Source organism: Methanospirillum stamsii, from assembly GCF_003173335.1.
GTDB classification, from domain to species: Archaea; Halobacteriota; Methanomicrobia; order Methanomicrobiales; family Methanospirillaceae; genus Methanospirillum; species Methanospirillum stamsii.
Genome location: NZ_QGMZ01000026.1, coordinates 32,995 through 53,916, shown reverse-complemented (window position 1 = coordinate 53,916; position 20,922 = coordinate 32,995). Strand labels below are relative to the sequence as shown.

The following is a 20,922-nucleotide window of genomic DNA, read 5'->3' as shown; positions in this document are numbered from 1 at the left end:
AATCTCTCTAAATGTAATTCTCATTGAAAAATTTTTCATATCACTAGAAATTCAGACAGAGCCGACATGCTCTATGCTCATTGTATAAGATTAAATATTTTTCCCGGTAGAGAAAAATCAGACAATAACCTCTTTTTCCAGGAAATACAAGATACTGTGACGAAAACAGCTTTTGTGGCCGGAAATAAAGAAACCCTGACTAAAGTAACAAGGTACCAACACAGGTAACTATCATCCCATTAAAGGGATCAAAAAATAAAAAAATCAGATATACTTATTTCTTCTCAGCCAATCCCGCTGAGGAGGAGTATATCGATATGAGATATCGCATTTTTCATCCTGGAAAGACCAGGGAGTAATGATGATAACATCTCCTTCCCTTATCCATGCACGACGTTTCATCTTTCCTTTAATCCTGCCAAGACGGGTTATACCATCTGAGCAGCGGACACGGATATGAAAAGAGCCTAACATTAGTTCAGCATACGCGAACTGTTCTCCTTTCCTGCTATTGGGCAGACGCACCCTGACGGTTTCGACATCTGCTGGTGCCGGTGCTGCAATAGGTTGTTCTATCCCTTCTTCTGTTTCTATTTGAGTGATCTGACCATCTCCGGTAAAAAGTGCAAAAAAACCACGAAAAGCCTGCATAGGGAAAGAATAACAAGATTTGGGCAATCAGTTCGCACTAGTAACTATGACAAAATTTAAAAATCCTGTCTGTAAGAATATAAAGGTTCCAATACCAAAAGAAGATATCGGTTGCAAAAAAATCATATACCATTTATTTACAATGCTATGCAAACATAATACAATTATATGAAAAATCGTAATCTTTACCTTTTTCTCCTCCTCATTCTGGCTATTTCCCTTCCCCTCATCGTTGGATTTATAGGTTCATTTTTTACCATAACTCAAATTACCGGATGGTACCTGACCCTTCAGAAACCATGGTTCTCTCCCCCAAACTGGGTGTTTGCACCGGCATGGACTATATTTTATATCATGATGGGGGTGGCATGGTGGTTTGCCCTGAAAACAGGGTTTCATAAACCGGCAGTCCGGAGAGTCACCTTGTGGTTTTTAATCCAGTTAGGGGTGAATTTTCTCTGGTCGGTTGTGTTCTTTGGCATGCAGTCTCCTATAGGAGGTCTTGTCGTAATTTTGGTATTATTATTCCTGATACTTCTGAATATGCATTATTTCAGGTTCGCATCCCCATGGTCAGTATATCTGCTCATCCCGTACCTGTGCTGGACTTCATTTGCCACATTACTGAATGCAATGATAGTAATCCTGAATATGTGATATCCCATGATTGATTTGACACCTATCGGAATTATTCACTCACCCTTTACCGGACACGGACAGGCACCAAGACAGGGACGCAGCTCTAATGAAAAAATGAAGATTGAAATCTATCCCGAATATCAACAGGGAATCGGAACCATGTCAGGGATATCACATATCTGGGTTCTCTACTGGATGGACCGGGCAGACCGGAATACCTTGTTTGCGAAAAGACCGGAATGGACAGAGAAAAAACCCGTTTTTACTACTCGCTCCCCGTCACGGCCAAATCCAATAGCTCTCTCGATAGGAAAGATAGAGGATATATCTGATGGAATAATTACCGTCACCGGACTAGAGGCTCTGGACAATTCTTTGGTAATTGACATAAAACCATATGTTGTCGAGATAGACTGTATTTTTGATGCACTAAATCCTTTTGAAAAGAAGGAATAATCAGAGTTGCTGCAGGATCTGAACAGCAGCGGATTCACCTGAAAGAAACATCCCACCAAAAACCGGACCCATCCTGTGTCCACCGGATACGGCATTTGCTGCCATACCACATACAAATAATCCGGGAAATACCTCTTTTGTATGAGTGACTACAGCTGATTCCGCATTATCAGCCCACATGGTTCCTTCACCTTTAATGTCAGGTTTTCCCATCTTTTTTGAGACATAATGAGCGATCACTGCATCATGCCCGGTTGCATCAACAATCATCCTGCACCTGATAGTTAAGGGATCAACATGTAACCCGGTTGCTTCAACCGGCTGCCAGTTAATGACAAGGCCTGACAGCCTTCCGTCACCCTTAACCATTACATCTTCAACTGTGGTGAGATTAAAAAATTCAACTCCTGCATCGACCGCTGCCGTTGTAAGTTTTGAAACCGCTTCAATTGAACGGGCAGTATAATAACCCGGAGAAAATTCAGAGTGCGTAATATTGAACCTCTCAAGGAGGCGTTTCGCTTCAGACTGTACCACAATCCGGGGAAACATCATCCCTCCGCCCCACATCCCCCCACCAATAGAGAGTTTTTTCTCAATAAGACCAACTTTATAGCCTTTTTCAGCAATAAGTGCAGAACACACAAGACCAGAAGGCCCGCCACCAACAATGGCAACATCCATCTCCATATATTCAAGAAGCGTGTGCATGTAGTCAGAAATGATTGCCCTGCTGATAGTAATTTCATCAAGTGTCATGTCCTTACTCGCTTATATCTAATAATCTAAATGAGTTCTTATTGTAAAGGCAAATGTGAATCAGACAACAGATGGTTTTCCGGACAATAACTGCACAAACTTCCTGGATGCGATTTTAATGTCCGGACTGCAAATCACAGCAGAGATGACTGCAATTCCATCAGCTCCTGCATCAATGACATCACGGGTATTTGAAAGATTAATGCCCCCAATCGCAACAATCGGAATTTTTGTTTTTTCCCGGATTTTCCTGATTAGACTGGGACCTACCGCTGGTCCGGCATCCTTTTTGGTTTCGGTTGGATAAACCGGTCCGACACCAAGGTAATCTGCACCACCTTTTTCAGCCAGTATTGCCTCTTCAACAGAACCAACAGAAATACCGATGATAAAAGGACGTGGAGCCAGTGTTCGGACTGCAGATACCGGGATATCATCCTGTCCCAGGTGAACACCGTCTGCTCCGGTCAGAAGAGCAATATCCAGCCTGTCATTTACGATGAACCCTGCAGAATATTCATTACATAACGAGCGAATTTCTTTTGCGATTATATATAATTCAGCACCACCTCTTCTCTTATCCCGAAGCTGAATGATGTTTGCCCCACCGGCAAGGGATTCCCTTGCAATCTGAATATGAGAGCATCCGGGGGCTAATATTTCATCAGTGACAATATAAAGACCATAATCCATGCATTCATCGTTTGATGCTTCAGATATATCTTATTATTTTTTTCGAGTAACGTGAATCCGGAAGACCGGATAATTTAATAAATCGGTGATTTTCTGATTAAAAAAAGTGAGGAGCCTGAAACGAAATCATCACATAATGGTGGAGGCGAATTTGAAATTCACTGCTCCGAAATGAGGTTCTCCTTTTTCCCGGCATTTATCGTATAATAAACCATGATATCTGCAGTATCCCGAAGGTAATCAATAAGCAGGACATCAACCCGTATAATAGAAAGACCAGTCCTGCTTTTGAGATCGGCAATCAATTCCTCCCTCCGGTCAGCATGGACCAGATCAATTCGTTCATAAACGATCTGTTTTTGCCCTTCGCAGGAGAAACCAATCCCTTTTTCAAGAATCCAGGTTACCAGGATGATAAGGAGGTTTGAAAGCAGCAGTGTTTCATACTTTCCGGCCTGAAAGAAGAATGCATTTACAAGGGGAAGTGCTACCATCACAAACAGATAGGTCATCTCCCTGATTGGAACCGTTTCTGTCCTGTACCGTAAGACTGAGAAGAGAGCAAACAAACCAAAACCAATGCCAATAGAGAGTTCTACACTGGTAAAAAGGCTCATCACAATATAGATTACAGCATTAAATACCAGAAATGTAAAGATGAAATTATGGTCCTTCTGCTTTGGATAGTAAATCCCCCTGATTATTATCAGGGCAGAGATGAAATTGACTAAAAAACCTGCTGCAAGCATTATTGACCCGGTCATGCAGACACCATTCCTTCTGAAGACATCATCTTACATATCTGGTGAAGTTTTGACCTGAACCGGTTATTTTTCACTTCCGGGCAGAGCAGGGAGACACCAATACAATACTTTGAAAAACTGGACGGCCTTATTCTCATATTCCGTAGAAGGAGTCGAATTGGAGATTTTGCTCTCCGACTTGGGGTTTTCACTTCAACAATGACAATATTTGGAAGAGTAATCTGCCTGCTATTATGAAGATATGACAACTCAAAATCCAGAGTAACCCGTTCAGAGAGATCCTGTGACACCAGGGTTATCCGGTTATAGTTATTCAGAATCCGGGGACTGAACCCTTCTGTCGGATAGGGATAACAATCATGAAGAAAACCCATCAGACTGGTTTCAATTCTGGTCACAAACCTTTCAGTAGAGATCCGTTTCTTATTAGACCTCCCGGTGTTGGATTTCTGTTTTACTTCAAAAAAACTCTCATTTGTAACTTCATACCTTCGTGAACGTATCTTATACCGGTTTAGTTTTCCGTTGTGATGTTGGAGATACGTGTCATACTTATCAGTGTCAAAATAGCAGGTTTCATATCCCATATAGCGGCTGCCCTCTATCTCTAACACATAATAATCAGCAGGAAGCGTTTTAAGGACGTCCACCGCTTCATTCCCGGTAAGTACATATTTCTCCTCACACCGATCCATGAGAGCTGCACCTTCCATTTCTGAAAGACTTACCGGATTATAGCAGGAAAGAATTGCATTTATATTCTGCAGGTTTTTCCGGAGTGAATCGGCCTTTTCCGGGTACTTATTTTTATTCGGTTTGAAATTTATCGCATCTGATATCGTGAAAGCCATAGTTATCATCGTTTTTTAAAAATCCTGGGAAAAATACTGGTTGAGTATTTGATGACCAGACGTTGCTGATCATGAGATACTAAAACTCCGTGTAATTCAGATATAAAAAAGCAGTATAAGAGTGGTTGTGCGATACAACCGGGAAGTTGAATATATTACAAAAAAATGCGGGATAAATATTCACAGTACGCGAAACATTTCCCGCTCCATTGAACCTTTTCCTTGGCCTGCATCCCGGATTAGAGACAAGTCATACCATCCGGTGGGCGTTCCATTTGGAATCGTGAGATAGCCAATAGCACGAGTTCCTTTGTATGATACTGTTCCACTGACCGGAAGGGTAGTTCCATTCAGGGAAAGATTCAGGTCAAGATATTCATTGTCACCAAAATTTTTTCCGGTAACTGTTACCTTCATATCATCTGTCCCTGCCGGAGCACGGTCAGGATCAATCGTAAAAATTACCGGGGTATTGTTATATGATACTTTTAAGGCCTTATCTTTCGTGAGTTCTTTTCCAGACGGAGATATCAGGGTAAGATCCCAGATGTCCGGCATTGCATCGGCGGGGATATGAAATGAAACCCCCATTTCTCCTAAAGAGGGAATGAACATTACTTCTCCCAAAATGGGTTCTTCTCCCTCTGCAGTCAGAGAAATCCCGGACCCATTCACCAGATTATGGCCATAAACCGTCGCGGTAAAAAACTGCCCTTGTTCAGCGACATCAGGCTCTATTCCTGCCAGAAGAAGGGATTCTTTATCATAAATTCTAAATCCGGATGGGAGAATATCACTTTTATTATATCTGCTTGTAACAACGACATCCCAGGAACCAGTCTTTGCATCTGATGGAATTTCTAAAGTACAGGTTATCTGGGTATCAGACACTACCGTAATATTGGTTGCCTGAATCGTTTTTTCTGCACTTTGAAGAGTAACCCTGTCTCCCTCCAGAAATGCCATGCCTCGGATGGTAACCTCTCTATTTGTCCCCTGAACAGCCCATGAAGGTGAGATGTGCAGACTGAAGGGAGCTGCAGGAGTTCCACTGAGGAATGCATTGTTCTTTTGAACTGACTGACCATCCGGATTTGTAACCCAGAGATCCCAAAGCCCTTCCGGGTATTTGGATGGCACCAGGACGAAGCCGGTTATTCTCCCTGATGAATCAGTCACTACATCCTTTCCTGTTATGACCAGGTCTTTCCGGTTCAGGGAAAATACCGCTCCCGGAAGGAACTCACTACCGGTTATTGCTACGGTTACTGGTGTGTCCATCTCTCCCTGGTCCGGAGTTATTGCCAGAATTCGGGGAGCAGGAAGTGCCATTATAGTAAATGCTTCCGGAAGAGTTGCATTCTGTCCATCTGAATTTGTGACGGTTACATTCCAGGTTCCAGGTGCGACATCAACCGGAATGGCAAATGTTCCGGAGATATTAGTGAATGAAACGGATTGATTTGTCAGAATTATCTTCTCTTTCCCCTTGGAAAGAGAAACATTACCACCAGACCTGAAATACTTCCCAGTGATTTGTGCAGGAACGAGTGATCCAGCTTTTGCCTGTGCAGGAGAGAGATTCTGAATCATCGGTGCAGCAGGGGGCTGGACATGAAATGCCTGATTCAGTTTCTGTACCTTTCCATCCGGTGAAACCAGAGAAAACTGATAATACCCAGGTTTTACACTCGCAGGAATAAGAGCACGAAACGTCAGGGAACTATTGTTTACCAGGGAAATTTCAGAGAGATTGAGAACAGAACCATCAAGCTCAAGACTGGCGGTCATATCTGGCTTAAAATTCTGACCATTGACCGTAACCAGATAAGAGAATCCAGCATAGCCGGTATCTGGGTTTAGTGACATAATGTCAGGGACTATTTCGGTAGCTAAAACCGGGCAGAAACTTGTACATACCATGATCGTAAGTACAAACAAAAGATGTCTGAAAGGTGTTACCGGTTGGCAGCACCCATTAAAGTGAATATCAAATGGATTCATAGAATTCTCCATGAAAACCGGGTTTCGGTTTTACACACAGATTTATATTAGAAAATAAAAGGAGAAATATTTGTATGTCAACCTGTCGGAAAGAAATATTTTTCATTTATGAAAAAGACGTTTGAGGAGTAATTTTCAGATAGTGATTATGAATCTTATAACACCATCCTGCGTACTTCGAAAATGGTCAGATACCGACATTCCCTCACTCATCCTTCACGCCAATCACCCTGAAGTTGCTAAATGGATGAGAAACGGATTTCCTTCTCCTTACACGCAAAAGGATGCAGAACACTTTATTGAGATGACAACCGGGGATAATTGCAACATTATTCTCGCCATTGACATCAGGGGAGAAGCAGTCGGGGGTATCGGAGTCCATCAGCTTAATGATATATACCAGAAAACAGCGGAGATAGGCTACTGGCTTTCACCGGCATTTCAGGGAAGAGGGATTGTAACCGATGCAGTTCATGCAATCATTCCGGTGGCTTTTCATGAATTACCGATTATCAGAATCCAGGCAGGTGTTTTCCATACCAACCTCCCGTCAATAAGGGTGCTTGAAAAGAACGGATTTGTGCTGGAAGCAATACATAAAGATGCTATTTTTAAAAACGGGCAAATCTTTCATGAATGCCTGTACGTAACTTTTCATACCCAATGAAAGAGCATAAAAGAAAACCTCCTTTAAAAGATAAAACTATTGTGCAGATGTTGTGAATAATTTTGATATCATTCACTTCCTCCAGGATGTAAAAACCGACTGATTTGCCTGAATACAAACACACTGGAAGATGGAAAGTGAACAGATATGGAATGAGTCTCATCATACCACCTCATCTACCATTCTGGAAACAATACCTGAAAATTTTTTAGGATACTTTCTCTCGTATTTTTTTTATATGGCAGGAGTTATCTTGGTACCTGTCCCCATGATTGGAGGATCCAACCTTCTTGATATGATTGGAATTCCCCCATGAGGTCATTCTTGCAAGAGAAAGTTCTTACCTGACCCAATATTAAAGCAACCGGGAATTTGATGTTTTAGCAGGTCCATAAATAGAACCAGAATCGTTCTATATTTGTGAAAAAAGAGTAAAGTACTATGCAATATTACCCGGCACCTGAGGAGGTGATTGAGATGGATGACCTGATTGCAGCGGTCAGAACGGCATTTACAGACCATGGGGAAGAAAGATGTGTAATGCCACCAAAAGTATATGTTGATCTTCCGGGGGGTGATTTCAGGACGATGCCTTCATATCTCCCCTCATTAAATGTCGCTGGAGTCAAGGTCGTAAATGTGCATCCGGATAACCCTACAATCGGATTACCCACGGTTATGTCAATGACCATCCTTCTTGACCCTCCGACAGGAAAACCAATCGCAGTCCTAAACACATCAAATCTTACTGCCCTTCGAACCGGAGCTTCTGCTGCAGTAGCAACAAGTGTGCTTGCTCCCAAAAAAAAGGGCATTGTCGGGATTATCGGTTCAGGCAGACAAGCAATGGCAGGCCTTATGGCACTTAATCATGTCTTTGAACCGATGGAGGTGCGGGTATGGTCAAGGTCTATGAAGCATGCAGAGCGTTTTGCATCACAGTTCCCGAATCTTCCAGTCCAAGTAGTAGAACTAAAAAAAGCAGCAGATGCAGACGTTCTTCTCACGGTCACCCCATCTGAAGCCCCTCTGATCTCTGATGAATGGATTGCACAAGGGACACATATTAATGCAATGGGTGCTGATGCTCGAGGGAAACAGGAACTGGATCCAGCGATTCTCTCTCGAGCAGAAGTATTTGTGGATGATCTGATGCAGGCAGTTCATTCGGGAGAGATAAATGTGCCGATCAGTACAGGAATCTATCATCCTGAACAGGTTGCCGGCACACTGGGGGAAGTTATTACTGGAAAAATCAGCAGGAGTTCTCCAGATGCAATAACGGTCTTTGATTCAACCGGTATTGCAATTACCGACCTTGCGGTAGCACACCTGGCACTTGGAAAAGGAACAATCATTGACCTGCCATTTCCGGATAATGACGGAATTGTTGTCTGAACAGGAGAAAAAAAATGCATACACACCGCTGTCCATCATGTGGTAAAGAAATATCGGGTCAGACAGATAACTGTGAATATTGCGGAATGTCGATTACCAATAATGAAAAGGAGATGGTGGTTGAACCTATATCACCCTATGATGACCTGTTTTCAGACGACATTATCCCCCCAAAACCTTCAGAACCGGTTCAGGAAAAACCACCTGTAAAAGGTCCTTATCTTTCACCGGATGATGATCTTGAAGGGCCGGAAACGGCTCCCAAAAAACAGACGTTTTCTCTTCCAGTCTCAAGAGAATTGATCTTTCTTGCGGGTATTGCCATAATTGGGATAGTTATCATTATGGTTTTGTTCTTCTTACCCGGACCCTCATCAGATACAGAATCAGCCGGGCAGAATATCACCCAAATACCTGTTCCTGAAAATACCAGTTCTATCCAGGAAGAGACCACACCAGTCCCGGCAGTACCTGTATCAAAATCTGAGGGGTACACAATGTCGGATGATTTTTCAGATAGAAGCAGCGGCTGGGGAGAATATGACAGTGACACCTATATGCGATATTATTCACAGGGAGAATACCACATGGTCCAGAAAGGTGAAGACATGTCTGATAGGGCTCTCCTCGGAAATGATGCTGAAAATTTCATTACCGAAGTGAAGGCAAGGCTTGATTCCGGCCCACTCACCGGACAGTATGGGATTCTCTTCCGCTTTTCTGATGATAACTATTACCTGTTCGGAATTAACGGGAGAGGCTGGTTTACCGTAAAAAAACATGTCGATGGTAAAGTCTACGAACTTATACCGTTAACCGAAACCTACATTCTCAACAAGGGATATGTTACCAATAAACTTGGCGTAAAAGCTGATGGAAACACCTTGAGCTTGTATATTAACGGAAAGATGGTGCGGGCCATCAGTGATACCTCACTTACCCATGGGGATGTAGGGTTCTTTGTATCAAGACTGGCTGAAGAAGGATATATTAAAGAACAGTCTGTCTCCGTCGCATTTGACGACTTTAAATATGGAGAGATATCATAGATTTAGTCGGGCCTCTGTAAAATGATTTGGAAAAATCTAAAAAATGAAAACTATATTCCATAGTTTTCAAAAAGAATACTAACACCAATATATTTCTCAATTTTTTTCAGGACGAAATAATTAACCTCGTTATCACAATTCAATCCGGAAAAGATCAGGTGAGTCATTTATTTTTTGATTCGCCCCGGGTTTGAACACCGTTACCCATGAGCTGTAATCATGAACAACAGTACTACCATAATTATCGGGGGAGGTCCTGCCGGACTTTTCTGTTCACTACTCCTGGCAAAAACCGGATGCCCGGTGCTTCTTCTGGAAAAGATGCACACATGCGGAAGAAAACTACTCATTTCCGGTTCAGGGCAATGTAACCTGACACATACCGGAACCATTCCCTCATTTCTCAATCATTATGGGGAACATGGAAAATTTATCAGGTCTGCTCTGATGCATTTTCCCAATCATGAACTCATCAGATTTTTTGAAGAACAGGGAATTGAATTTACAGAGAATGAAGAGGGAAAAATATTCCCAAAATCTGGTAAATCAAGGGATATATTAACGGCACTATTAAATGAGGCCGATAATGCCGGTGTTCAAATACAGGTAGATGAACCGGTACAAAAAATTACGCATCATTCTGATGAATTTGTTGTAACAACCAAACTCACAGAATATTACTCTCCATATGTTGTTCTTGCAACCGGAGGTTTTACCTATCCGGTGACCGGCTCCACAGGGGACGGCTATTTATTTGCACAAGAAATGGGCCACAAAATAATACAACCAGGTCCTGCACTTGCCCCGGTATATATCCCGGAATTTCCTTTCGGTGAACTATCAGGTATTTCGTTCTCCGGAGCCAGATTATCAGTTTTTCGTGACAACAAAAAAATGAGGGAGACCACAGGAGATATTCTTATCACACACAAGGGACTCTCGGGTCCGGGTATCCTGGATTTGTCCCGATATATCAGAGACGGTGATGAACTTAAGGTTTCATTTCTGCCCTGTCAGAATAGTGCCAATGCACGTGATGAACTGACAGGATACTTTTCGTCCGGAGGAATAAAACAGGTTAAAACGATTCTTTCCAGCCTGCACCTCCCTGAGAGGTTTGCCAGAAAAATCATGGAAGTTGCTCAGATACCATCAGACATAACCTGCGCACAATTTAGTAAACAACTCCGAAACAGACTTATCACCTTTTTACTTGAATATCCATTTTCTGATGTCAGGCTTGGGGATCAAAAAGATGCTATGGTCACCAGAGGCGGTATTGCACTTGACGAGATAAAACAGGATAGCATGGAGTCTAAAATAATTCAAGGACTTTTTTGCATTGGTGAAACACTGGATATTGATGGTGATTGCGGGGGATATAACCTACAGGCTGCGTTTTCTACAGGCGCACTTGCCGCCAGTGGAATTCACAAAAAAATTACCGGGAAAAAAATATCAGAAAAATAAAGAGAGATATTCAGATTTGGGAAACCCCGCCAGCTTCCCTGATAAGTCCGCTCATATCAATCCAGATAACAAGCTCCTTTTTATTTTCACCTTTTTCTCCTACATCCTTTTTAATGACACCCAGGATGTGTGAATCTTCTCCGGCACCATGCGAATGTTGATCAATATCTGCAACATTTACCGTCAGAACCGAGGTGACCTCATCTACGACAACCCCGGTCTTTCCATCAGTAACAGACTCATCCAGAACAATGAACCGTAGGTCTTCATTATCTGCAGCTTTTCCTTTAGTGATTCTGAGTAACTGCCGGAGATCAACAATGGTCGTTATCTCTCCTCTGAGGTCGATTATTCCCCGGATATACGCAGGTGCATGGGGAAGCGGAGTAATTTTTGATGCTTCAACAATCTCCTTTACATCAAAGAGATTTACTGCAAATTTATCGTCTCCGATAATAAATTCAACAACCTGAACTTCTTCATTACCATGCTCATTTGTTGTAACCCCTGCCTGTTGTGTAGCCGCTAAAACCATATGCACCACCTCATATCCACAAACCCGGTCATTGATCTCCAGGAATAATGTACCAAGTAGATCCCTTACCTGTTGGGATTATTTATATATTGTTATAATCGTTGCCACTCTGGATAACAGGTATCTGGTGATTCCTGATCAGAGTTTATCTTACCAGAAGTACCTACCTATGTAATATCCTAAATAACTTCCTGTTTTTGAACAGTTCATACCATCGAATAAAAGGCAGGGCAAATTTTGCTCCCATCACGAGGATATGAAAAAAAGGTCCTTCAAAACGTGAAGAGACGTCTTTTAGCCGGTTAGGAATATCAATACCTTGTGGACATGAAGATAAACATGAACCACACTCTGCACAGGCAGATGCTACTGATACTCCACTCATTACTCCTCCAAGCCTGATGGCATATACAGCATTTGTTCGCCATCCATCTCCAAACATGTGTACATTATTGTACATCTCAAAACATGATGGAATATTTACTCCGAATGGACAGGGCATACAGTACTGGCAGCCGGTACAGGGGACTTTCATGAGTGAACGCCATGTCTTGGCGACATCTGCAATAGTAGCTGACTCTTCCGGGTTCAGGGATTTTGGATATGCGGTTTCAGCAGTTTTGCAGTTTTCATCAACCTGTGCAATATCATTCATCCCGGACAGAACCATGGTAACTTCGGGCTGGTTCCACAACCAGCGGAGAGCCCACTCAGCAGGTGTCCGGTTAACTTTTGAACTGGCCCAGATTCGGGCGATTTCATCAGGAGGTCTGTTGGCCAGTTTTCCTCCCCGGAGAGGTTCCATAATAATAACGGCAAGTCCCTGTTTTGCCGCATAAAGCAATCCTTCCCTTCCTGCCTGGCTGAACTCATCTAGAATGTTATACTGAATCTGACATACATCCCACGAATAGTCATCAACAATTTTTTTAAAAGTCCGGGTATCTTCATGGAATGAAAAACCGGTATGAATAATTCTTCCGTCTCTTTTAGCATTATCAAGAAAATCCAGAACACCAAGATTTTTCATCCGTTGCCAGCTTTCTTTCCCCACAGAATGAATAAGGTAGTAATCGATATGATCAGTCTGAAGCCGGGTTAGTTGTGCTTGTAAAAAAACATCCATATCCCCCCTGGTCCGGACCAGCCAGTGAGGGAGCTTGGTAGCTAGTTGGACTTTTTCCCGATACCCATTGGCAAGGACCCTCCCGACAAAAGATTCTGACTGCCCATGATGGTACATCCAGGCTGTATCAAGGTATGTCACTCCATTATCAATCGCATACCGGAGAAGGGGCAAAGACAACTCTTCATCTATCGCACCATTTTTTTCCAAAAACCGCATACACCCAAATCCCAGAATAGGAAGTTTTTCCTGCGTTTTTGGAACAACTCTGTAAAGCATACAAATAACCCTGTTATATAATACTGGTGGTTTTTCAGGAACAATCAGAGGATGGAAAATTTTGTCTCATGCATCCTGTGCGTAGCAAGAGCCTGAATAGTCCGGTATTTTTCAACAGTCTGGATGATTTTCCGGTTGAGATCTGAAAAAACCAGAGATGGATCCCCGGTTTTCAGGACATAGAAATCAGCCCCGGTATCCTTAGCTTCCTGGGCAAGTCTTTCATGTTTTAATCCGGTGAAGAGTATGAATGGTATCATATTACCTGATAGCCGGATGTGTAACAGAATTTCAAGACCGTTCATCTCCGGCATCTGATAATCTGAAATAACAACATCAAAACATGTAGTGCGAAGAAGTGCAAGGGCTTTTTCACCAGATTCAACAGATACTATCTGATAATTCCCAAATGTCGGAAGATAATCACAAACGGTGGATCTCCATAGCTCCTCATCATCAATGTGTAGTACCCGGAGAGGTTCATCAGGCATATAGAATATGATATTCATTGCAGGATTTAGCAATATAAGTTATTATCTGAATCAAAGTCAAAGACATGCTATTGCATGGCATTCCTGTATTGCATTACTGGCAGCATTACTGGTATGCAGGTCTGATTTGCGATGCTGGTTGGCAAATTGTTAATATTTCATCCGTTGAATGGTCATTCAGCCCGGAATAAACAGGACACCTGTTACTCATACACTAGAAATGATGACGGGAATCATCAGAAATTTTTAGTGTCTGTAGATTCGGATGCCAGATGTCTTTAAAATTGAATATCTGGGCCACTGGTATAAAATACCAGAATGTAAGGGAGGGAATGACAATGGTTACTGAAGTAATAACAAGTGAACATAAATTCACAAAAATGAATCCAAATGTTGAATGTGCTCTCCGTGATGCACAAAACTGTAAAATGGCCGGAGACTATCAGCTCGCCCTGAACCTGTACAATGATATTATTTCCAATGATCCATCAAATGCACGGGCATTACACCACAAAGCAAACGTATTAGATCTCATGGGAAATCATACTGAAGCTATCCGATGTTATGATTCTGCTCTTGAGTGTGATCCCTACGATGCTGAAATCTGGTACAACAGGGGAATGACACTGAGAAAGATAGGCCAGCATGAGGAAGGACTTGAGAACATCAAAAAAGGTATCTCCCTTGCAATGGGAGATCTTTGATGATTATTATTTTATTTTTTAGATCTATTGACGAATAATTTATGAGTTCACTTTCACCCTGTTTACCTGAAGTTTATATACTCCTGACCCTGACCATCAGGGTATGCCGGTGATACCATCCTATCTTACAACCATCGCTCCCTGGGAATTTTCAGCATATATTGCCCCAAGGGATATCATTCGTGCCGCACTACCTGAGGCGGTTAGTTCATACCGGTCGGTTGTCCATCTTTACCTAAATGAAGGGAGCAGACTGTTTAGCCATTCACAAGAATCCGGTATTAAGGATATCAGAATCACCGATTATGAAATGCTCATCTCCCATATTACTAACAAGAAAGGAGATCTTCTTCTCATTGAATGCTGTGATGAATGGTTCGGGGATGAACCTGAACGAATCCTCGAATTCGGATTGAAATGTAAAGAATACTCAAAAAAAAGAGGAGCGGTTGTTGTACTTGGAGTAAAAGCAAATTATATATTCAGGACACTTTCCCCATTTATTGGTCCGGTGCAATGGATAAAAACCAATAGCAAATACGCTTTTTCTCAAAAACCCCTGTTTGTCAATGACAATATGAATATTTACCAGTACGGACAGCAGACTTTGCAGGTGTGAACAAATGATTAGAAAAAGAGATAATATAACCAAAAATAGAAATTCAGAATTTTTTCCGATATAAACGAAATTGATCTCATGATCTCTTTTATTATAAAGGGAGTTTCAGAATCCCTAGAAACCATTATTATACAGAATATTTTTCAAAGAAAGTTGTCGGGGGAATCCTTGGAGATTTTTCATAGAGAGTCTTATGCAATGTAGAAAAAAATATCCGATTATTGAAGGACAATGAATTCCTTTACATATCTTGTATCAGAATCATCCGCGGGTTCCCATGACCGTCGATATACCCCTGAAAAAGACTGGTTTCCAACACCTGTTGCCTTAAGAGTCCAGATGTGTGTACCGCCTGCTCCGACAAGCCGCTTATTATCCGGACCGACAAATGTATCATCTATGATTACAAGCCCATCAGTTACAGTGACATTCCAACTGTAACCGGTTGTAGGGTTTTCTTTTAAAGATATCTGGGTTGGTTGTCCGATTTTTAATTCTTCCGGAATAGTTCTGTTTGTCTTGTCCTGAAGCATTGTTATTTCCTCTTCATAAGAATAGGAGATATCTGATTCATTACTCTCCATAGGTTCTGGATTGGTCGGGAGAGGGATTATAACGTCCTGTTTTTTGCCTTCAATAGTATCTGTTCCGATACATCCGGATAAAGATGCTGCTCCAACCAGGATAATGAAAATGCCTGTCAACAGCTTGTTCATATATACCATACCAATCAACAATCTCAAAAGTCTGTCGGTGACAAAAAATATGAACGTAACAAATAATTCATATTTTCTCTTCTCCAACCTTTTAGAAAGATGAATACCCAAAAAACCTTCAATATTTTTTTTCTCATGGAGAAACCATGAAGATCCTCCATACCTCAGACTGGCATCTTGGAAGTCAGATCTGTGGTAGGAAACGATATGAAGAACATGAAACCTTCCTCTCCTGGCTACTAGCGGTGATAAAAAGTGAACATGTCGACATACTCATTGTTGCCGGAGATGTTTTTGATTCAACAACACCACCGAACCGATCGTTGGAACAATATTACCATTTTCTGGCGCAAGCCGCAGGATCCTGCTGCAGACATATCATTATTACCGCTGGAAATCACGACTCTCCTTCTCTCATCTCTGCTCCCCGTGAATTATGCAAATATTTGAATATAAATGTCATCGGTCATGTAACAGAAGATCCAAAAGATATGGTTCTGGTCATATCAGATGAGGATAATCGACCATCAATAATTATATGCCCGGTTCCCTACCTCCGGGACCGGGACGTTCGAACGGTTCTTGCAGGTGAGAGCTGCAATGAAAAAATTGCAAATATGATCTCCGGAATAAAATCACGATATCATGAAATCGGCAGATGTGCAGAAGATAAGAGAAAAGAAATTGGGTGCGATATTCCGATAATTGCTACCGGTCACCTTTTTGCAGCAGGAGGAATCACAAGAGATGACGACGGGAGCCGTGATTTATATCTTGGAAACCTTGCATGTGTCGGTGCAGATGCATTTCCTCCCTGTATTGATTATCTGGCTCTTGGCCATCTGCATCTCCCACAAAAAGTCTGCGGAAATAATCACATGAGATACTCCGGAGCCCCCCTTATTATGGGATTTGGAGAGGCAGGAAAAACGAAATCAATTCTATTAATAGAGACAAAAGGGGATGGACCAGTATCAGTACAGGATGTTAGGGTTCCAGTCTTTCAGCAATATCTGCAAATTTCCGGACCGTTTGATCACATTGCATCAGAATTAACCAGATTAAAACTTGAATCGGATTCGATTTTCGTCGAGGTTCTTTTAGATGATCCGGGAATTATCCCTGACGCACAGGAGAGGATACGAAGTATTACCACCGGATCACCGGTAGAAGTTTTCAGGATTAAAAATATTCGTCTGTTAAACCAATCCGTGCAAAAACATGGGGAGGATGAATCGCTTGACCAGCTCACTCCTGAAGAGGTATTTATCCGGCGAATGGATTCAGTAGAGATTACTGAAACTGACCGTCAGGAGCTCCTTGAATCATTCCGGGAGATATATACCGAACTGCTGGAAAAGGACACGAACTTGGAGTAGAATCGATGAAGATCCTGAAACTAAAATTTTCAAACCTGAATTCCCTGGCCGGAACCTGGGATATCGATTTCACTGATCCTGTATTTACCTCTTCAGGCTTTTTTGTGATCACTGGTCCGACCGGGTCAGGGAAAACTACCGTCCTTGATGCTATCTGTCTTGCACTCTATGGCAGAACCCCCCGACTTGGTAAAGTCACCAAGACAAGTAATCAAATCATGAGCAGACATACCGGTGAATGCTCTGCTGAAGTTGTTTTTGAATCACAAAAAGGGAGATTTATCTGTAACTGGAACCAGCGAAGAGCAAGAAACAAACCAGAAGGAGAACTGCAATCACCACAGCACGAGATATGCAGGGCTGATAGCGGAGAGATTCTGGCTACAAAAATAAACCAGGTCCAGGAGATGGTCGAAGAAGTAACCGGCATGGATTATTACCAGTTTACACAGTCCATTCTTCTCGCCCAGGGAGGGTTTGCCGCATTTCTTCAGGCAGGTGCTGATGAGCGGGCACCAATCCTTGAGCAGATAACCGGTACAGCCATCTATTCAGATTTGTCGAAAAAAACCCATGAGCGATATACAAAGGAACGGGAAAAACTCGATCAGTTGAATCAGGAACTTGATCTCATTTCTGTCCTCTCCCCTGAAGAAAAGGAGAACATAAATCAGCAGATAGAGAATATCCAGAAAACGGTCGCCGAAACAGACGGCGAAATCACCAGAACAACAGACGCTATCCGATGGATTGAAACGGTGGAAAAACTCAGGCGAGAGATCCAGGATCTGGAAACAGATGCGAACCATCTAACAGAGAAACAGGTTGCATTTGAGCCATCCCGGTTGGCATTCTTAACAGCACAGAAGGCTGCATCTTTCCTGGGATTATATGCACCATTGGAACTAAAACGGGATACTCTGCAAAAGGATACAGAAAAACAGCAGGAAACAGTCCAAGCGAAAGATACTCTGCTGTCATCTCTTCCGGATTTAGATAACGCAGTCTGTTCTGCTCAAACCGGCATGGAGCAGGCAGAGCGGGAAAGAGAGGAAGGAATCAGACTCATCCAGACAATTCGTGCCCTCGATAAGGAAATCAGCGATAAGGAAGCAGGAATTAAAAAGGATAACAATGAGTTAGACGAGCTGCAAAACCTCCTGACCGGTTATAATAACAATTTGAAGCAGGCAGAAAAGAGACAGCAGGAGATACTAGACTCCAAAAAAATCGCAACCCACTTTATCAGTCAACATGCCACGGACGCAACTATAAGAGATCAATATTCAGGGATTGAAGAGAAGACGTCTCAAATCAGAGAACACCTTGATGCAATCGAAAAAGATAAAACAGAATGCATCGGGCAGAAAACCCAGATTCTGAAAGCAAAGCAAGAACTGACAGACCTTCAAAAGAAAAAAGAACAACAGCAACAGGAATTAAAAAAACAGGAAGCAGAGCAAAACAACCTTGAGATAGAACTGGAAAAACTCCTTTTGGGAACATCCCTAAAAGACCTGAGAAAGAGCCGTGATGAGACAAAGATTCGCCTAGAAAGACTGAACCGGCTGAGTGAGATTCAGGCAGGGATAAAAGAGGTATCTACCAAACAGGAGGCCCTTGAACAGAAACGGGATGACCTGATTCATTTCCTGCAGATATCAGGGGATGAAAAAGACCACATTAAATCAGATCTTAACCATCGGGAAGAAACCCTAGAAATAAAACAAAAAGCGGCATTCCTTGCTGCAAAGGTAAGAGACCTGACAATAGAGAGAAATCAGCTTATAGATGGGAAGCCCTGTCCTCTCTGTGGCTCCCTCCACCATCCGTTTGTAATCGGGCAGGAACTAGATCCAGACGAGATCATAAGCGATTTTGTAGAAGAAGAAAACAAGATTAAGGATCTTAACCGGCAACTAACGACTCTCACAACCAAAATAGCAGAAAAAGATGGTGAATTAAAACGTTGTCTTGAAGACATCACCGAATGTGAAAAAATACTTAACGAACAACACAGAGCATGGAACGAAGGGACAGATACCCTGGGTTTGAACACTGAAACTGATTGTTTCTCCCTTACCTCCTGCATTGATGGGACCACTTCAGAACTCACGAACCTGGATACAACACTCCACAATGCAGAACAATGTGAGGAAAAAATCAGGAAAGCAGCACCTCTTATAACAAAATGTCGTGAACACCTGAATACCTGTCAGAAGGAATGCAGGGAGAAGGAGTTTGAGATCGAATCAGGCAATAACAAAATCGAGCAGTATCGAAATAGAATCATAACAGCTGATAAGAGAGTTACCACCTGTTTCGATGAATTAATACCGATACTGACAGGTCTTGGCTGTTCAATCAGTAGGGAAACCAATATCACGGCATTGCTCCTCACCCTCCGAAACCGCCAGAAAAGATTCCGGGAGGAAGAAGACCGGATTCGGACCTGTGAAGAGCAACTCAGGGAGATAGAGGCAGAGATAAGCGGACTTTTAGCGAAGATATCTGAAAAGGCAGATGAGATATCCAGAAAAACTGAACATCTCAGAGAGGAAGAGAGAAAACTTCTTGCAATAAAAGATGAGAGAAAGCAAAAGTTCGGAGAAAAACTTACAGAGAATGAAGAAAAACGCCTGGCTGAAATAGTATTAAAGGCAAGGGAGAACCTCGAAGCCAGGCAGAAAGACAAAACTTACCTCTCAAATCGGTTACAGTCATTAACGAGCCTTCTTTCAGACCTTGAAACGCGAATTGCCATAACTGATGACGATATTCAAAAATCTCTTAAGATATTTCTAACGCAAATCCAAACGGCAGGGTTTGCAGATGAGCAGAAGTTTAAAACCTCTCTTATGAAACCGGAAGAGATTTCACAACTGGAAAAGGTATGGGAAGATATCAGAACCGAACAGACCAGGATTAATGAACGACAAAGTTCTGCCAAAATCAGGTATGAAGAGGAACTACGGAAAAACCTCACAATAAAACCAATTTTAGAACTTCAGGGAGAACTCGTTTCATTCCAGGATCAAAAAACCCAGTGTATCACTGAAATTGGTAAAAACCAGGAAAAACTCTCCCAGCATGATGAGATGATGAGGCAACTTGGTGAAAAGATTGCCGGGCGGGATAAACAGCAACATGAACTGGATAAATGGTCACGGCTCCATGAACTCATCGGATCAGCAGATGGGAAAAAATTCAGAGTGTTTGCCCAGGGACTTACCTTCTCCATCCTCCTCGGCCATGCGAACCAACACTTACAACGGATGACTGATCGATACATCCTCATTCAGGACAAAAGCATTCCTCTTGACATGCAGGTCATCGATACCTGGCAGGGAGGGGTAATAAGATCAGTAAAAAATCTCTCCGGAGGAGAGGTGTTCATCGTCAGCCTTGCTCTTGCCCTTGGTCTTTCAGGAATGGCAAGCAAAAATGTCAGGGTGGATTCACTCTTTTTAGATGAAGGATTCGGTACCCTCGATGATGAGGCACTTGAAACTGCTCTTTCAACACTATCCGGACTTAAGCACGAAGGGAAACTTATCGGAGTTATTTCGCATGTTAAAACTTTAAAAGAACGCATCCCTACTCAGATAGTTATTGAAAAAGGAAACAATGGTCACAGCCGGATAATAATTCCGGAATAAATTCTATAGTTCT

General features: G+C 42.3%; 20 protein-coding genes. 10 read left to right on the top strand and 10 right to left on the bottom strand.

The features are described from left to right. Nucleotides 1-264: 264 nt before the first annotated feature. Nucleotides 265-651, bottom strand: coding sequence for a translation initiation factor eIF-1A (eif1A, locus tag DLD82_RS12230; protein WP_245920437.1), 387 nt, complete (start codon nucleotides 649-651; stop codon nucleotides 265-267). Nucleotides 652-819: 168 nt separating this feature from the next. Between eif1A and DLD82_RS12225 the strand changes: the two genes are divergently transcribed. Further along, nucleotides 820-1,308 carry a TspO/MBR family protein gene (locus tag DLD82_RS12225; protein WP_109941406.1) on the top strand — a complete coding sequence of 163 codons (489 nt, stop codon included), beginning with the start codon at nucleotides 820-822 and terminating at the stop codon, nucleotides 1,306-1,308. Nucleotides 1,309-1,314: 6 nt separating this feature from the next. Beyond that, nucleotides 1,315-1,746, top strand: a complete 432-nt coding sequence (tsaA, locus tag DLD82_RS12220) for a tRNA (N6-threonylcarbamoyladenosine(37)-N6)-methyltransferase TrmO (RefSeq protein ID WP_109941405.1) — start codon at nucleotides 1,315-1,317, stop codon at nucleotides 1,744-1,746. Here the strand turns inward: tsaA and DLD82_RS12215 are convergent, their stop codons facing one another. From DLD82_RS12215 to DLD82_RS12195, 5 genes are all read right to left on the bottom strand, one after another. After that, a complete protein-coding gene (locus DLD82_RS12215; protein WP_109941404.1) occupies nucleotides 1,747-2,505 on the bottom strand; it encodes a sulfide-dependent adenosine diphosphate thiazole synthase in 759 nt (252 codons plus the stop codon). A 60-nt stretch (nucleotides 2,506-2,565) separates the two neighbouring features. Further along, nucleotides 2,566-3,198: a thiamine phosphate synthase gene (gene thiE, locus DLD82_RS12210; protein WP_109941403.1), complete on the bottom strand. Its 633-nt coding sequence runs from the start codon at nucleotides 3,196-3,198 to the stop codon at nucleotides 2,566-2,568. Between the two features lie 158 nt (nucleotides 3,199-3,356). Continuing rightward, complete coding sequence (locus DLD82_RS12205; protein WP_109941402.1) at nucleotides 3,357-3,962, bottom strand: DUF4956 domain-containing protein; 606 nt, start codon at nucleotides 3,960-3,962, stop codon at nucleotides 3,357-3,359. Then, nucleotides 3,959-4,822, bottom strand: a complete 864-nt coding sequence (locus DLD82_RS12200) for a polyphosphate polymerase domain-containing protein (protein WP_109941401.1) — start codon at nucleotides 4,820-4,822, stop codon at nucleotides 3,959-3,961. Before DLD82_RS12200 ends, DLD82_RS12205 begins: the two co-directional genes overlap by 4 nt. A 171-nt stretch (nucleotides 4,823-4,993) precedes the next feature. After that, on the bottom strand, nucleotides 4,994-6,817 hold the full coding sequence (locus DLD82_RS12195; protein WP_181391417.1) for an IPT/TIG domain-containing protein: 1,824 nt from the start codon (nucleotides 6,815-6,817) through the stop codon (nucleotides 4,994-4,996). Between the two features lie 148 nt (nucleotides 6,818-6,965). On the opposite strand from DLD82_RS12195, the gene DLD82_RS12190 reads away from it, so the two are divergent. The 4 genes from DLD82_RS12190 to DLD82_RS12170 all read left to right on the top strand — a co-directional run bounded on the left by DLD82_RS12190 (nucleotide 6,966) and on the right by DLD82_RS12170 (nucleotide 11,401). Further along, nucleotides 6,966-7,484, top strand: coding sequence for a GNAT family N-acetyltransferase (locus DLD82_RS12190; protein ID WP_109941399.1), 519 nt, complete (start codon nucleotides 6,966-6,968; stop codon nucleotides 7,482-7,484). Between the two features lie 441 nt (nucleotides 7,485-7,925). Beyond that, complete coding sequence (locus tag DLD82_RS12180; protein WP_109941397.1) at nucleotides 7,926-8,882, top strand: ornithine cyclodeaminase family protein; 957 nt, start codon at nucleotides 7,926-7,928, stop codon at nucleotides 8,880-8,882. Nucleotides 8,883-8,896: 14 nt separating this feature from the next. Further along, nucleotides 8,897-9,931 (top strand): LamG domain-containing protein, encoded by a 1,035-nt coding sequence (locus tag DLD82_RS12175; RefSeq protein ID WP_109941396.1) that lies wholly within the window; start codon nucleotides 8,897-8,899, stop codon nucleotides 9,929-9,931. A 219-nt stretch (nucleotides 9,932-10,150) separates the two neighbouring features. After that, nucleotides 10,151-11,401: a BaiN/RdsA family NAD(P)/FAD-dependent oxidoreductase gene (locus DLD82_RS12170; protein ID WP_109941395.1), complete on the top strand. Its 1,251-nt coding sequence runs from the start codon at nucleotides 10,151-10,153 to the stop codon at nucleotides 11,399-11,401. Nucleotides 11,402-11,411: 10 nt separating this feature from the next. Here the strand turns inward: DLD82_RS12170 and DLD82_RS12165 are convergent, their stop codons facing one another. From DLD82_RS12165 to DLD82_RS12155, 3 genes are all read right to left on the bottom strand, one after another. Further along, a complete protein-coding gene (locus DLD82_RS12165; RefSeq protein ID WP_109941394.1) occupies nucleotides 11,412-11,936 on the bottom strand; it encodes a chemotaxis protein CheW in 525 nt (174 codons plus the stop codon). Between the two features lie 163 nt (nucleotides 11,937-12,099). After that, nucleotides 12,100-13,341, bottom strand: a complete 1,242-nt coding sequence (locus DLD82_RS12160) for an aldo/keto reductase (protein ID WP_109941393.1) — start codon at nucleotides 13,339-13,341, stop codon at nucleotides 12,100-12,102. 44 nt (nucleotides 13,342-13,385) lie between these two features. After that, nucleotides 13,386-13,832, bottom strand: coding sequence for a response regulator (locus tag DLD82_RS12155; RefSeq protein WP_181391416.1), 447 nt, complete (start codon nucleotides 13,830-13,832; stop codon nucleotides 13,386-13,388). Between the two features lie 332 nt (nucleotides 13,833-14,164). Between DLD82_RS12155 and DLD82_RS12150 the strand changes: the two genes are divergently transcribed. Beyond that, nucleotides 14,165-14,536, top strand: a complete 372-nt coding sequence (locus DLD82_RS12150; protein WP_245920436.1) for a tetratricopeptide repeat protein — start codon at nucleotides 14,165-14,167, stop codon at nucleotides 14,534-14,536. Nucleotides 14,537-14,645: 109 nt separating this feature from the next. Continuing rightward, nucleotides 14,646-15,155 (top strand): hypothetical protein, encoded by a 510-nt coding sequence (locus tag DLD82_RS12145; protein ID WP_146199784.1) that lies wholly within the window; start codon nucleotides 14,646-14,648, stop codon nucleotides 15,153-15,155. Nucleotides 15,156-15,373: 218 nt separating this feature from the next. On the opposite strand, the gene DLD82_RS12140 is transcribed toward DLD82_RS12145, so the two are convergent. After that, a complete protein-coding gene (locus DLD82_RS12140; protein ID WP_245920435.1) occupies nucleotides 15,374-15,871 on the bottom strand; it encodes a protease inhibitor I42 family protein in 498 nt (165 codons plus the stop codon). A 146-nt stretch (nucleotides 15,872-16,017) separates the two neighbouring features. Here DLD82_RS12140 and DLD82_RS12135 point away from each other — a divergent pair, with 146 nt between their 5' ends. Both DLD82_RS12135 and DLD82_RS12130 read left to right on the top strand, forming a co-directional pair. Further along, nucleotides 16,018-17,250, top strand: coding sequence for an exonuclease SbcCD subunit D C-terminal domain-containing protein (locus DLD82_RS12135; RefSeq protein WP_109941389.1), 1,233 nt, complete (start codon nucleotides 16,018-16,020; stop codon nucleotides 17,248-17,250). Nucleotides 17,251-17,255: 5 nt separating this feature from the next. Then, nucleotides 17,256-20,909, top strand: a complete 3,654-nt coding sequence (locus DLD82_RS12130; protein ID WP_109941388.1) for an AAA family ATPase — start codon at nucleotides 17,256-17,258, stop codon at nucleotides 20,907-20,909. The last annotated feature ends 13 nt before the right edge of the window (nucleotides 20,910-20,922 follow it).

What these genes read in the sequence shown, in the direction of transcription:
- eif1A (WP_245920437.1), bottom strand. Translation starts at nt 651, where the DNA reads ATGCAGGCTTTTCGTGGTTTTTTTGCACTTTTTACCGGAGATGGTCAG.
- DLD82_RS12225 (WP_109941406.1), top strand. Translation starts at nt 820, where the DNA reads ATGAAAAATCGTAATCTTTACCTTTTTCTCCTCCTCATTCTGGCTATT.
- tsaA (WP_109941405.1), top strand. Translation starts at nt 1,315, where the DNA reads ATGATTGATTTGACACCTATCGGAATTATTCACTCACCCTTTACCGGA.
- DLD82_RS12215 (WP_109941404.1), bottom strand. Translation starts at nt 2,505, where the DNA reads ATGACACTTGATGAAATTACTATCAGCAGGGCAATCATTTCTGACTAC.
- thiE (WP_109941403.1), bottom strand. Translation starts at nt 3,198, where the DNA reads ATGGATTATGGTCTTTATATTGTCACTGATGAAATATTAGCCCCCGGA.
- DLD82_RS12205 (WP_109941402.1), bottom strand. Translation starts at nt 3,962, where the DNA reads ATGACCGGGTCAATAATGCTTGCAGCAGGTTTTTTAGTCAATTTCATC.
- DLD82_RS12200 (WP_109941401.1), bottom strand. Translation starts at nt 4,822, where the DNA reads ATGATAACTATGGCTTTCACGATATCAGATGCGATAAATTTCAAACCG.
- DLD82_RS12195 (WP_181391417.1), bottom strand. Translation starts at nt 6,817, where the DNA reads ATGAATCCATTTGATATTCACTTTAATGGGTGCTGCCAACCGGTAACA.
- DLD82_RS12190 (WP_109941399.1), top strand. Translation starts at nt 6,966, where the DNA reads ATGAATCTTATAACACCATCCTGCGTACTTCGAAAATGGTCAGATACC.
- DLD82_RS12180 (WP_109941397.1), top strand. Translation starts at nt 7,926, where the DNA reads ATGCAATATTACCCGGCACCTGAGGAGGTGATTGAGATGGATGACCTG.
- DLD82_RS12175 (WP_109941396.1), top strand. Translation starts at nt 8,897, where the DNA reads ATGCATACACACCGCTGTCCATCATGTGGTAAAGAAATATCGGGTCAG.
- DLD82_RS12170 (WP_109941395.1), top strand. Translation starts at nt 10,151, where the DNA reads ATGAACAACAGTACTACCATAATTATCGGGGGAGGTCCTGCCGGACTT.
- DLD82_RS12165 (WP_109941394.1), bottom strand. Translation starts at nt 11,936, where the DNA reads ATGGTTTTAGCGGCTACACAACAGGCAGGGGTTACAACAAATGAGCAT.
- DLD82_RS12160 (WP_109941393.1), bottom strand. Translation starts at nt 13,341, where the DNA reads ATGCTTTACAGAGTTGTTCCAAAAACGCAGGAAAAACTTCCTATTCTG.
- DLD82_RS12155 (WP_181391416.1), bottom strand. Translation starts at nt 13,832, where the DNA reads ATGCCTGATGAACCTCTCCGGGTACTACACATTGATGATGAGGAGCTA.
- DLD82_RS12150 (WP_245920436.1), top strand. Translation starts at nt 14,165, where the DNA reads ATGACAATGGTTACTGAAGTAATAACAAGTGAACATAAATTCACAAAA.
- DLD82_RS12140 (WP_245920435.1), bottom strand. Translation starts at nt 15,871, where the DNA reads ATGAACAAGCTGTTGACAGGCATTTTCATTATCCTGGTTGGAGCAGCA.
- DLD82_RS12135 (WP_109941389.1), top strand. Translation starts at nt 16,018, where the DNA reads ATGAAGATCCTCCATACCTCAGACTGGCATCTTGGAAGTCAGATCTGT.
- DLD82_RS12130 (WP_109941388.1), top strand. Translation starts at nt 17,256, where the DNA reads ATGAAGATCCTGAAACTAAAATTTTCAAACCTGAATTCCCTGGCCGGA.